The organism is Pseudomonas sp. B424 (assembly GCF_055408345.1).
Genome location: NZ_JBUZTL010000006.1, coordinates 38,722 through 50,992 on the forward strand (window position 1 = coordinate 38,722; position 12,271 = coordinate 50,992).

The window sequence follows — 12,271 nt, forward strand, 5'->3', positions numbered from 1 at the left end:
GCGTTAAACGATCGAGCGTCAGGCAGATCCGCAGGTTGCGTGATTCAAGACTTGACGCTACGAAGCAGTGACTTGGCAACCAGTTGTTCATATAGCTCGGCGTAGGGTTCAACCGCCTTGCACCAGTTGAAAGGTGCGGCCATGGCGCGGCAGCGCATGGCGTTGAGCAGCCGGGGGTAGGCAAACACCTTGAACGCCCGCTGCAACGCTTGCTCGTAACTGGCCACGGTGGACTCATCGAACAAAAAGCCGGTAACGCCATTTTCAATGGTGTCGGCCAGGCCGCCGGTGTTGCGTGCCACAGGCAGCGAGCCAAAGCGTTGCGCATACATCTGGCTCAAACCGCAGGGTTCGTAGCGCGAGGGCATCAACAGGAAATCACTGCCCGCGAACATGCGCCGTGCATCGGTTTCGTTGAACCCGATGCGCACCCCGATCTGCCCCGGGAAGCGCAGGGCCAGTTCACGCATGGCGTGTTCTTCTTCGGGTTCCCCGCGACCAATAATCGCAATCTGCCCACCCGAGGCGACGATAAAAGCGGCCACGGCTTCGGTCAGGTCCAGGCCTTTTTGGTACACCAGGCGCGAAACCACGGCAAACAACGGGCCTTTGGACGGCTTGAGGCCGAACAGGGTGCGGACATGGGCGGTGTTCAGGCCCCTGGCTTTCCAGTCGCCGATGCTGAACGGGGCAACCAGATGCGGGTCGGTTGTCGCCTCCCAGCTTTCATCGATGCCATTGGGGATACCGCTCAACAGCCCTTGCTGGGTTTTGCTGGCCAGAAAGCCATCCAGTCCGCAGCCAAAAGCCGGAGTGGTGATTTCGGCGGCATAGGTCGCACTGACTGTCGTGATATGGCTGGCGTAGGCCATGCCGGCCTTGAGGAACGACAACTTGCCATAAAACTCCATGCCGTCCTGTTGCAGGGCATGGTGCGGGATGCCCAGTTCCGGGCAGCAGGCGCGGCTGAATACACCCTGGTAGGCCAGGTTGTGGATGGTAAACAGCGTAGGTGTGCGTTGACCGCGCCAATGCATATAGGCCGGTGCCAGCCCGGCAGGCCAGTCGTGAGCGTGCACCAGATCGGGCTGCCAGTGGATCTGCGCCAGGTTGGCCGCAATATCGGCCGCAGCCAGGCCCAGGCGGGCGAAGCGAATATGGTTGTCAGGCCAGTCGCGGCCGTTATTGGCGCCGTAGGGGGTGCCTTCGCGCTCATACAGCTCGGGGCAAATCAGAACATAGATGACCAGCCCGTCCTTGAGGTCCATGCGCCCGATCTTGCAGGCGGGCAGGGCGGCATGGCCGCCAAGTTCGCCGATGATATGAATCGGATTGTCACTATTGAGCACTTGCGGATAGCCCGGGATCAGCACTCGTACATCATGCAAGTGGCGCATGGCCCGCGGCAGTGCGGCCGACACATCGCCCAGGCCACCGGTTTTAACCAGATCGGCCAGTTCGGAAGTGACAAACAGCACTTTCTTTTTATTGGGGTTGGCACTGGCCAGCGGCAGCAAGGGCTTCCCGGCCGGGGCCAGACCTGTCAGTGATATCAGCTCACTAATAACTTGCGGGTGCAGACGTTCTTCTTGATTTGGCGCAGCAGCACTGATCATGAATCTCTCCCGTTGTATTTATAGATCCCCTTACGGCCACCCGGCCTGTACGTCCCCACTTGCTAATCCGCCAGCCACCCTTGCATCGATACACAGAGGGTAAGTAAGGCACTGCAAGGAATGCACCAAAAGCGGCGACCTTGTATGAATTCGACCTATCACGGGTGCAGAAGATTCGTTTATTTAATTACGACGTTTAGATGCCGCAGACACGACAGCGTTGAGTGTAGGAGAGATAGTTCAAGTTTGTATGCGAAATGGGTAATTTGTAGGACGAAAGAGTGTTTTCTACGTGGGCAATATGTCACACGTAATGTGTCACTGATATTTCGACCATGACTGAAAGACTATGGCCGTTGGTCGGGAGTGGCTGACGCCCCGGTAGGCCTGCATCGCCAGGCCGGCTCCCACAGGCTGCCGGCCGGCCCGATGACCCTCAATTGCACGCCGAACGCACCGTTGCGGTGCGTTCGGTGCTGGAATCTCAGTTGCCGGGGTACTCGGCAATGACCTGGTCGCTGCCGTCGTTGCGCAGGCCGATTACCTGGTACGCATCTTTGCGATCACCCATTTCCATTCCCGGGGAGCCCATCGGCATGCCCGGTACGGCGATCCCTTTAAGGTCGCTGCGTTTACTCAGTGCAACCACCTGGTCGGCCGGCACATGGCCTTCAACGAATTTGCCGTTGATCACACCGGTGTGGCACGAAGCCAGTCGCGGCTGGACGCCGAGGCGCTGCTTGACACTGCTCATGTCGTCTTCCACATGGTCATTGACCTTGAAACCGTTGGTTTCGAGGTGCGAGATCCAGGCTTTGCAGCAACCGCAGTTGGCATCGCGATGCACATCAATGGTCAGTTGTTCGGCGGCCTGGGCCATCGAAGTCAGCAACAGGGCCGAGAGAGCGGCAAGGCGCAATGGGGTTTTCATCGAGTTCCTCTTTACGTAGAAAATGTCAGCCTGAGCGACAAGGGCTGTCAGGCAACTGATGGCGAGATGACAAAGCTGTCAGGTTGGGGCGTTCCGGGCTCGTTCAAGAGTTGTGCCAGCCGGGTTCCGGGCCCTCAAGGCGTGAGCCGCAAACTGGCCCGAATGCCCTGTACTTCGGCCTCGTTGGCTTTATACCCGTCTGCAGGGCCGGCGTAGGAAAGGGCATACGCGCTGTTGTCACGGGTTGCGGCGACCAGGGTCTGAGTGATGACGTGGTTGCCGTTCTGGGTGATCTTGCAGGTGGTCTCCAGTGCGTCCAGGCCGCCCAGGGTGCTGCTGCGGATTTTGTTGCAGGCGCTCTGGTAACCGCCTTTGGCGAAATTCTGCTGCAGGGTTTTGCGCATCTGCAACAAAACCGCCTCCATATTGACCTTGTGCTCGGGCGTCAGGGTCGACTGGGTCAGCTCCATGACCATTTGCGGATCGCCGTTGGCGTCGTTTTTCACCGCCCGCTGGCGCACGCTGCTGTCGTCGGGCGCAGGGGGTACCGCTTGAACTTCCCAGCCTCCGGGCCAGGTAATCATCAGCGCGTCGGCACTGGCCACGGGCACTGCTGCGACCAGGCAGAAGCCGATAAAAACAGGTAAACGGCGAGCAAAACCCATGGATTTCTGACCTTTTTGACGGTGTTTTGACCGTAATAGTGTATCAACAGGTGTCGAAGTATTGCTTTGCAGCGTGACATCATTTTCGACCATTGCTCAGCTAAACCTTTGCTTCTTATGTCTAATCCCGGACAATCGCGCCCCTCTTATGGCCGGGGCGATGTCAGCAAGGTGTTTCTTGTCCGCTCCGGCTGCGTGGTAACGACCGGCTAGCGGAGATTCGACCGGATGAATGACCAGGCTAACAGCGTCGACGAACGCTTCGACGAGACACCCGCGACCCTCAGTCGCTGGAACCGTCATGACACCACCTGGATGCTGGGCCTGTTCGGCACAGCGATTGGCGCAGGTACCTTGTTTTTGCCGATCAACGCAGGGCTGGGCGGCTTTTGGCCGTTACTGATCCTGGCGCTGTTGGCGTTCCCGATGACCTTTTACGCACACCGTGGCCTGACCCGCTTCGTACTCTCCGGACGCGAAGGCTCGGATATCACTGATGTGGTTGAAGAACATTTCGGCCTGCGCGCCGGTGCCGTGATCACGCTGCTGTACTTCCTGGCTATTTTTCCGATCCTGCTGATCTACAGCGTAGCGCTGACCAACACGGTCGGCAGCTTTATGCTCAACCAGATGCATATCACCCCGCCACCACGGGCACTGCTGTCGCTGGTGCTGATTCTGGGCCTGTTGATCGTGGTGCGCTGCGGCGAACAAGTGATCGTCAAGGCCATGAGCATGATGGTCTATCCGTTTATCGTCGCGTTGCTGTTTTTGGCGGTGTTTCTGATCCCGCACTGGAACGGCGGCATCCTGAGCACCGCGAGCACGCTGCCCGAGCCTTCTGCCCTGTTGCATACCTTGTGGCTGGCGATTCCGGTGATGGTGTTCTCCTTTAACCATTCGCCGATCATCTCGGCCTTCGCCGTTGATCAAAAGCGCCGTTACGGCACCAACGCCGATGAGCGCAGCTCGCAGATCCTGTCCCGCGCCCACCTGCTTATGGTAGTGATGGTGCTGTTCTTCGTCTTCAGTTGCGTGCTCACCCTGTCGCCAGAGCAACTGGCCGAAGCCAAGGCCCAGAACCTGTCGATCCTGTCGTACCTGGCCAACCACTTCGACAACCCGACCATCGCTTTTGCCGCGCCGCTGATTGCGTTTGTGGCCATTGCCAAGTCTTTCCTGGGCCACTACATCGGCGCCAGCGAAGGCCTTAAAGGTCTGGTGCTGAAAACCGGCAAGCGTCCGGGTGCAAAAAACCTCGACCGCATGACGGCCGCGTTCATGCTGGTGGTGTGCTGGGCGGTGGCAACGCTTAACCCAAGCATCCTGGGCATGATCGAAACCATGGGCGGGCCGGTGATTGCTGCCATCCTGTTCCTGATGCCGATGTACGCGATTCGCCGGGTGCCGGCCATGCGTCAGTATTCGGGCCAGATCTCCAATGTGTTCGTCACAGTTGTTGGCCTGATCGCGATTTCGTCGCTGGTTTACTCCCTGATTCCTTGATCCTTGCCCGTGTCGCCGCCTTTCTGCGCGGCGACACGGCGCTGATTGTCCCTCGCAAGCCGTCCAGGGCTTGAGTCTGGCCAGTGCTGCGAATGTTATTGCGACCCATTCCTATTCGAGGCGCGCTCCCAGCACGTCCCGAGGGTTCCCGTGTCGTCATCCCTGCCGCACCCATCGATAGTGCATTCAGGCGTAGGCGCGCTGAACACCAGCTTCGCGCTGTTTATGATCAAGCGGACAACTACGCCGAATACGATGGCATGCGCGCTAATGGCGAAGATGCCTGCAAAGCCGTGAGCGGCACCAAGACCAAAGGCTTTGAAGCAGAAATTTCTGGCGAGATCATGACCGGCTGGCAATTGCTTGCGGGCTACACCTACGCCCGGCCGAGGGACAAGGACGGCAAGCGGATCAGCAGCAACCATCCCGAGCAGCTATTCAAACTGGCCACCCACTATCAACTGACCGGCGATCGTGAGTACCTGAGTGGTTATGGCTTGTATTCAACTTATTTTTACGGCGATCCGCGCAATCTGATGGTGGGGATGAAGTACCGTTTCTGACCCCTCTGACATGTTGTGCCTGTCTTGCGTCGACTATGGTTAAAAACCAGCGAATCCCGGGCAGACAATAATAAGGATCGGCATTTCTTGGTTCCGCGCAAGGACGCTTGACCTGCATCAATGCTGTGTGGCGTGACAGGCATAGCCTGAGCTCAATCCATGTTCCAGGAGGTTGTCATAGATGAGCATCATCGTGACCGGGGCTGCCGGGTTTATCGGCAGCAATCTGGTGAAGGCACTTAACCGGCGCGGCGAGCGCGACATCATCGCCGTGGACGATCTGACCGAAGGCGACAAGTGCCGCAACCTGGCGGACTGCGATATCGCCGACTACTTCGACAGGCACGAGTTTGTTCAGCGCTTTTCCACCCATCAGTTGGGCGAAGTGCGTGCCGTGCTGCATCAGGGCGCCTGTTCCAGCACGGTGGAAAGTGACGGCCGGTTGATGATGGACAACAACTACCGTTACAGCTGCGATCTGCTGCAGGCCTGCCAGGAGCATTCGGTGCCTTTGCTGTATGCCTCATCGGCGGCGGTCTACGGTGCCAACCGGGAGTTTCGGGAAGCTCGCGAATACGAGCAGCCTTTGAATGTATACGCTTACTCCAAATTCCTGTTTGACCAGCGCGTGCGCCAGTTATTGCCCAAAACACGCAGCCAGATTGTCGGCCTGCGTTATTTCAATGTGTATGGCCCGCGCGAGCAGCATAAAGGGCGGATGGCCTCGATGGTCTGGCACTGTTTCAACCAGTACCGCGATCATGGCCATGTTGAACTGTTCGGCGAGTACGGCGGCTACCCGGCAGGCGGGCATGAACGCGACTTTGTGTCGGTAGAGGACGTGGTCAAGGTCAACCTGCACTGGCTGGATCACCCGCAAACCAGCGGCATCTTCAACCTGGGTACCGGGCGCGCACGTTCATACAATGACTTGGCGCTGGCGACGATCAACTGCGTGCGCAGTGCCGAAGACCGGCCGCCCTTGACCCTGGAAACAGCCATTCTGGAAGGTGTGTTGCGCTATTGCGAGTTCCCGGACGGGCTTAAACACAAGTATCAGGTCTACACCTGCGCCGATTTGGGGCAGTTGCGCGAGGCGGGGTATCGGGAGCCGATGCTGGAGCTTGAGGAGGGGGTGGAGCGGTATTGCGCAGGGCTTCTTGCCTCTTGAACGCCTGTGGGAGCGAGCAGGCTCGCTCCCACAGTTGAGTGGTTATTTACCCGACAGCAGTGCTTCCAGTTTTTCCTGGTCACGGGCGAACTGGCGAATGCCTTCAGCCAGTTTCTCGGTGGCCATTGCATCCTCGTTGGACGCCCAGCGGAATTGCGACTCGTCCAGCACCAGGCGTGGTTCGCCAGCGTTGCCCGGAGCCAGTTTGCGCTCCAGTTTGCCGTCGTCCAGTGCCAGTTTTTCCAGCAGATCGGGGCTGATGGTCAGGCGGTCGCAGCCGGCCAGTTGCTCGATCTGGTTGAGGTTGCGGAAGCTGGCGCCCATTACCACGGTGTTGTAGGCATTGGCTTTGTAGTAGTTGTAGATGCGGGTTACGGACTGCACGCCCGGATCATCGGAACCGGTGTAGTCGATGCCGGTGGATTTCTTGTACCAGTCGTAGATCCGGCCCACGAACGGCGAGATCAGAAACACCCCGGCATCGGCACAGGCAGCTGCCTGGGCAAACGAGAACAGCAGGGTCAGGTTGGTCTGGATACCGGCTTTTTCCAGTTTCTCGGCGGCGCGGATGCCTTCCCACGTCGAAGCCAGCTTGATCAATACGCGGTCGCGGCCTACGCCGGCCTTGTCGTAAAGCTCGATCAGCTGGTTGGCTTTTTGCAGAAGGGCCGGTTCGTCGAATGACAAACGGGCGTCGACTTCAGTCGAAATGCGTCCCGGGATCACCTTCAAGATACCGCTACCCACAGACACCGCGAAATGATCGCAGGCCAGGCCCACATCGCCTTTGGCGTGGCTGATGGCGTTTTGCAGCAGGTCGGCATAACCGGGCATCGCTGCGGCCTTGAGCAGCAGCGAAGGGTTGGTGGTTGCATCCACAGGTTTGAGACGGGTAATCGCGTCGAGGTCGCCGGTGTCTGCGACCACGGTGGTGAACTGCTTGAGTTGTTCCAGCTTGGAAGTCATGAGCGTCTCTGTCGAAAAGGTATTAATGGCAGTACAGATTGATTGCGTCGTCGATCAATAGTTCGGTTCTGCTTAGGATGGCAGAATGCCGCCGAACACGTTCATTGTGCAACTCTTGAGGCGATTTAATCTTCGGGCAGCGCCATACCTTTGATTCAAAGCTCCAGTGTGTCCCAGGCCGGATGTTCGCTTATCTGTACCGCGTTGATCTTTTTGCCCGTGGCATGCTCAACCCGGCGCGCCACCTCAGGATCATCGGCAAAGGGAATGAGGCTGGCGTCGTCGATGTCTTCGTCGGTTTTATGCCTTAAGCACCAGCCGATGGCGAAGTAAAGGCTCATTACCGCCATGCTGTTCAGGGCTATTTCGTACATGTGCCACAGCTCCTTGCTGAATAAAGCGCAAGCCCAAGGCTTGCGCTTTGCGGGGGTCAGGCAATCTGTGCCGTCAGTTCGGCTTGCTTGAGGTTGGCGACACGGACCGTGCGCCACACGTTCCAGGCCATCAGCAGCATGCCGCTGAGGAAGAAAATACCGCCTGCCAGACGCACGACGAAACCCGGGTGGCTGGCCTGCAACGACTCGACAAACGAGTAGGTCAGGGTGCCGTCGTCGTTGATGGCGCGCCACATCAGGCCCTGGGTGATGCCGTTGACCCACATGGAGGCGATGTAGAGCACGGTGCCGATGGTGGCCAGCCAGAAATGCAGGTTGATCAGCGCAATGCTGTGCATCTGCTCGCGGCCGAAGATTTTCGGGATCATGTGGTACAGAGCGCCGAAGGTAATCATCGCCACCCAGCCCAGGGCGCCGGCGTGGACGTGGCCGATGGTCCAGTCGGTGTAGTGGGAGAGGGCGTTGACGGTCTTGATCGCCATCATCGGGCCTTCAAAGGTCGACATGCCGTAGAACGCCAGCGACAGCACCAGAAAACGCAGGATCGGGTCGGTGCGCAATTTATGCCAGGCGCCCGAGAGGGTCATCATGCCGTTGATCATGCCGCCCCAGCTGGGTGCCAGCAGGATGATCGACATCGCCATGCCCAGCGATTGCGCCCAGTCCGGCAAAGCGGTGTAGTGCAAGTGGTGTGGGCCTGCCCAGATGTACAGCGTGATCAGGGCCCAGAAGTGCACGATGGACAAGCGATAGGAGTAAATCGGCTTGCCGACTTGTTTCGGCACGAAGTAATACATCATTCCGAGAAAGCCGGTGGTCAGGAAGAAACCTACGGCGTTATGCCCGTACCACCACTGCACCATGGCGTCGGTGGCTCCGGAGTACACCGGATATGACTTGAACCAGTCCACGGGGATTGCCAGATGGTTGACCACGTGGAGCATGGCGATCACCAGAATGAAGGCACCGAAGAACCAGTTGCCGACGTAAATGTGTTTGGTTTTGCGCCGCACCACGGTGGTGAAAAACACGATGGCATAAGCCACCCAGACCACGGTCAGCCAGACGGCGCCGGTGAACTCGATTTCGGCGTATTCCTTGGTGGTGGTGTAGCCCAGGGGCAGGGTGACCAGCATGATCACAATCACCGATTGCCAGCCCCAAAAGGTAAAGGCTGCCAGCTTGTCCGAGTACAGCCGGACCTGGCAGGTGCGTTGCACGGCGTAGTAGCTGGCGGCAAATTGCGCGCTGCCGGCAAAGCCGAAAATCACCAGGCTGGTGTGCAGCGGTCGCAGGCGGCCGAAAGTGGTCCAGGGCAGGTCGAGGTTCATTTGCGGCCAGGCCAGTTGCGAGGCGATCCACACGCCCATGGCCATGCCGATAACCCCCCATACCACGGTCATGATGGCGAATTGGCGGACGACCTTATAGTTATAGGCCTGCCCGTTTAGTGCTGTGCTCATGCTCAAGTCTTCCACGGTTCAAAGTCCTGCCAGGCCTCGTGGTCTGGCGCAGGGTGAACTCTAGGAAGCTTGAGGGAAACAAAACAGATTCAGAAAACCATAAATTATACGGATCAGATTTAATCGCTGATTCAAGGCTCTATTGTTGAATCTGATATGGTTTTTCGGTGTCGTTAAAAATTTATATAAAACTGAGCTGTGCGGTTTTCTACATTCTGTATTGGGCGCCCGATCACAATAAACGCTGAATAAAAGCGCGACCTGCGGTGATTTCCTGCGGTTTGGCTATACCTATACTTCCGTGTACCTACGGTTGCACCCCCTACAGGAGTTACAGCATGAAGCTTGGCTTAATGATTGGTACGTTGTGCGTCGCCTCTATCGGGATGGTCGGTTGTGCGAGCAAGGTTCAGCAACCGAATGAATACTCCGGGTTTTTGAAAGATTACAGCCGTCTCAAAGAGGGCAAGTCACCCTCCGGCGTCGAGGTAATGCGCTGGATTGACCCTAAACTCAACCTGAACCAATACACCAGCGTATATATCGAGCCAACCCAGCTCTACCCGGCGCCCAAGCCGACGGAAAAAATCCCGCAAAGCACCTTGAACGGCATTACCAACTACTACGACCAGGCCCTTAAGCGGGAAATGAGCAAATCATTGCCGCTGGCCAGCGCCCCGGGGCCGGGCGTGATTGTGGTGCGGGCTGCCATCACGGCAGTCAGCAGTGAGACCGAGAGCCTGGCACCGTATGAATATATTCCGGTTGCCCTGGTGGCTGCGGCGGTGAGTACGGCGTCGGGTATCCGCGATCAGGAAACCCAGCTGGCCACTGAAGCCGTGTTTATCGATGGCAAAAGTCAGGACGTCGTGGCCCAGGTGGTGCGCAAAGGCATCGGCAAGCCGCTGGATAACGACAAACAGGTGATGAAGGCCGATGACGTGAAAAAGGTCATTGATAGCTGGGCCTCGGACATGCACCAGTCGTATCTGAAACTGAAGAAGTAAGCGTCGTGTAGCCGCTGACGAAATACGAAGTTGCGATGGGCTGCGCAGCAGCCCCGGTATTTTGAAGGCCCTTCGGGTCTTATCGCAGCCTTCGGCAGCGGCTGCACAAGCTGTTTGATTACCCGCCAAGCGGCGTCAGTAACGGTATTCCCCACTTGTCGCCTTTGCCTTTGTCGGGCCCGGTTTGGCCCATGTCGATCATTGCCCGCCGCCAGAAGTAACGGATTCATGGGTACTTCTTATTTTCCGAAGGTGACATTGATACCGGCAAACAGAGTGAATTGCGGCAGGTCGTCGCCCTTGCGCTCCACGGTCCACTGGGGTTCAACAAAGGCGTTGAGGATGTTGGTCCCGGCCTTCCAGGCTTTGCCGACACCCAGGCCGACGGGGATGTAGTGGGTGTTGTTTTTCAGGTCGTAGGTCCAGGTGCCGGTGGAGCGCAGGTACCAGCCCTTGGGCAAGTTGTGGATGATGAACGGCTGAAAGGTGGCGCTTTCGACATGCTGGCGATCGCTGTCACCGGCGAACGAGCTTTGGTATTGCACCAGCGCGCCGAGCAAGCCCCGGGGTGAGGCGTCGATGGCGATTGCCGCCAGCCCGGCTTGCCACTTGCCGGTGCCCAGTTCGTCATGTTCGGCGGTCGGCGCAGTGATTTGCGGGCCGATGCCCAGCTGCACGCCTTCGGTCTTGAGCAGGAAAATATCGAACAGGTTGAGGTCGCCAATCCCGGTGCTGTAGCCACTGCGCGGATCAGGGCGGGTGCTGATCGGCAGGGTTGCGCGCAGCAGTTGCGGCACCCCGATAAAGTCGTTCGGCGCCATGGGCAATGCACCGCGCAGCAGGGCGTCGTTGGTGTGGATGTTGCTGTCGTAAACCTGTGGCGTGTAATAGTCCTGCAGGTTCACGCCGGGTGCCAAGCTGAGGGGGTTGTTACTTTTGTTGGCTGTCTCGGCGTTATCCGCCTGAGCACCGGTGAAGGGGCAAAGGGCGAGCGTCAGTAAGAGCCCCGGAGCAATTTGGCTGATGTTCATGATTGTCCAGATCTCGGAATGTAGGCATGAACGCTAGCTGCACCTTGAGGCTTAGCCAGTTTGGGGGGCGGTATTTGTGGCTTATTTGCGCAGGACTGCACAGAAAAAGTACAGGGTTTGGGTAGTTAGTAATCTATCTAAAAGTGGAAGAGATGTAGGAATAGTCTTTTTGTAATGGGTCGCATGTGATTTTGTGCTCGGACCGTAGGTCGTGCGAGTGATTCATGTTTAACTTCGGCCTCTTCAAAAACTGTTAAGAAGGACATCGTTCATGGCTCAAGTGACGCTTAAAGGCAATCCTGTTCAAGTCAACGGCGAACTGCCAGCAGTAGGCTCCAAGGCGCCAGCGTTTTCGCTGGTTGCGGGTAATTTGTCCGACGTAACCCTGTCCAGCTTTGCCGGCAAGCGCAAAGTGCTGAACATCTTCCCAAGCGTTGATACCCCGACGTGCGCCACCTCGGTACGTACGTTCAACGCCCAGGCCAACGAACTGGCCAACACCGTTGTACTGTGCATCTCGGCTGACCTGCCGTTTGCCCAGGCACGCTTCTGCGGCGCAGAAGGCCTGGAAAACGTACAGAACCTGTCGACCCTGCGCGGCCGTGAGTTCATCGAAAACTACGGCGTGGCAATCGCTGATGGCCCGTTGGCTGGCCTGACTGCCCGCGCGGTCGTGGTACTGGACGAAAACGACAACGTGCTGCACAGCGAGCTGGTTAAAGAAATCGCTGAAGAGCCGAACTATGAAGCAGCGCTGGCTGTTTTGAAGTAAGTCGTACAGCAATATCGAAACGGCCTGGCCCCGATAGGTGCCAGGCCGTTTTTTTTGTCTGCGTTACCCCCACTCGGGATTGCAACGCAGCGGTTTGCCTGACAGACCGCGCCGCCTGCATCGCAGGCAAGCCAGCTCCTGCAGGTTTTGTTTCGCCCACAAAGCCGGATTCGAGCTGGGGGTGA

12 protein-coding genes are annotated in these 12,271 nt (G+C 57.9%); 5 read left to right on the forward strand and 7 right to left on the reverse strand.

The genetic code is table 11. The annotated features are described in order from the left end of the window. Positions 1-44: 44 nt before the first annotated feature. The 3 genes from glgA to ACZRMS_RS09480 form a co-directional block, all read right to left on the reverse strand. A complete protein-coding gene (gene glgA / locus ACZRMS_RS09470) occupies positions 45-1,616 on the reverse strand; it encodes a glycogen synthase GlgA (RefSeq protein WP_463995112.1) in 1,572 nt (523 codons plus the stop codon). Between the two features lie 484 nt (positions 1,617-2,100). Further along, entirely contained in the window at positions 2,101-2,547 is a 447-nt protein-coding gene (locus ACZRMS_RS09475) for a DUF411 domain-containing protein (RefSeq protein ID WP_463995113.1), read from the reverse strand. 134 nt (positions 2,548-2,681) lie between these two features. After that, positions 2,682-3,212 (reverse strand): DUF4946 domain-containing protein, encoded by a 531-nt coding sequence (locus ACZRMS_RS09480; RefSeq protein WP_463995114.1) that lies wholly within the window; start codon positions 3,210-3,212, stop codon positions 2,682-2,684. Positions 3,213-3,440: 228 nt separating this feature from the next. On the opposite strand from ACZRMS_RS09480, the gene ACZRMS_RS09485 reads away from it, so the two are divergent. The 3 genes from ACZRMS_RS09485 to rfaD all read left to right on the forward strand — a co-directional run bounded on the left by ACZRMS_RS09485 (position 3,441) and on the right by rfaD (position 6,452). Then, complete coding sequence (locus tag ACZRMS_RS09485) at positions 3,441-4,718, forward strand: serine/threonine transporter (protein ID WP_463995115.1); 1,278 nt, start codon at positions 3,441-3,443, stop codon at positions 4,716-4,718. A 260-nt stretch (positions 4,719-4,978) separates the two neighbouring features. Beyond that, complete coding sequence (locus ACZRMS_RS09490) at positions 4,979-5,281, forward strand: hypothetical protein (protein ID WP_463995116.1); 303 nt, start codon at positions 4,979-4,981, stop codon at positions 5,279-5,281. Positions 5,282-5,462: 181 nt separating this feature from the next. Further along, positions 5,463-6,452 carry an ADP-glyceromanno-heptose 6-epimerase gene (rfaD, locus tag ACZRMS_RS09495; RefSeq protein WP_463995117.1) on the forward strand — a complete coding sequence of 330 codons (990 nt, stop codon included), beginning with the start codon at positions 5,463-5,465 and terminating at the stop codon, positions 6,450-6,452. Positions 6,453-6,494: 42 nt separating this feature from the next. Here the strand turns inward: rfaD and tal are convergent, their stop codons facing one another. The 3 genes from tal to ccoN all read right to left on the reverse strand — a co-directional run bounded on the left by tal (position 6,495) and on the right by ccoN (position 9,276). Further along, on the reverse strand, positions 6,495-7,418 hold the full coding sequence (gene tal, locus ACZRMS_RS09500; protein WP_048358359.1) for a transaldolase: 924 nt from the start codon (positions 7,416-7,418) through the stop codon (positions 6,495-6,497). Positions 7,419-7,573: 155 nt separating this feature from the next. Further along, positions 7,574-7,792, reverse strand: coding sequence for a hypothetical protein (locus ACZRMS_RS09505; RefSeq protein WP_463995118.1), 219 nt, complete (start codon positions 7,790-7,792; stop codon positions 7,574-7,576). A 56-nt stretch (positions 7,793-7,848) separates the two neighbouring features. Beyond that, positions 7,849-9,276: a cytochrome-c oxidase, cbb3-type subunit I gene (gene ccoN / locus ACZRMS_RS09510; protein WP_463995119.1), complete on the reverse strand. Its 1,428-nt coding sequence runs from the start codon at positions 9,274-9,276 to the stop codon at positions 7,849-7,851. Positions 9,277-9,614: 338 nt separating this feature from the next. Here ccoN and ACZRMS_RS09515 point away from each other — a divergent pair, with 338 nt between their 5' ends. Beyond that, a complete protein-coding gene (locus ACZRMS_RS09515) occupies positions 9,615-10,283 on the forward strand; it encodes a DUF3313 domain-containing protein (protein ID WP_463995120.1) in 669 nt (222 codons plus the stop codon). 239 nt (positions 10,284-10,522) lie between these two features. Here ACZRMS_RS09515 and ACZRMS_RS09520 read toward each other — a convergent pair whose 3' ends face one another. Further along, complete coding sequence (locus tag ACZRMS_RS09520) at positions 10,523-11,314, reverse strand: hypothetical protein (RefSeq protein WP_463995121.1); 792 nt, start codon at positions 11,312-11,314, stop codon at positions 10,523-10,525. A gap of 271 nt (positions 11,315-11,585) precedes the next feature. On the opposite strand from ACZRMS_RS09520, the gene tpx reads away from it, so the two are divergent. Further along, positions 11,586-12,086 (forward strand): thiol peroxidase, encoded by a 501-nt coding sequence (tpx, locus tag ACZRMS_RS09525; protein ID WP_048358354.1) that lies wholly within the window; start codon positions 11,586-11,588, stop codon positions 12,084-12,086. Positions 12,087-12,271: the final 185 nt, after the last annotated feature.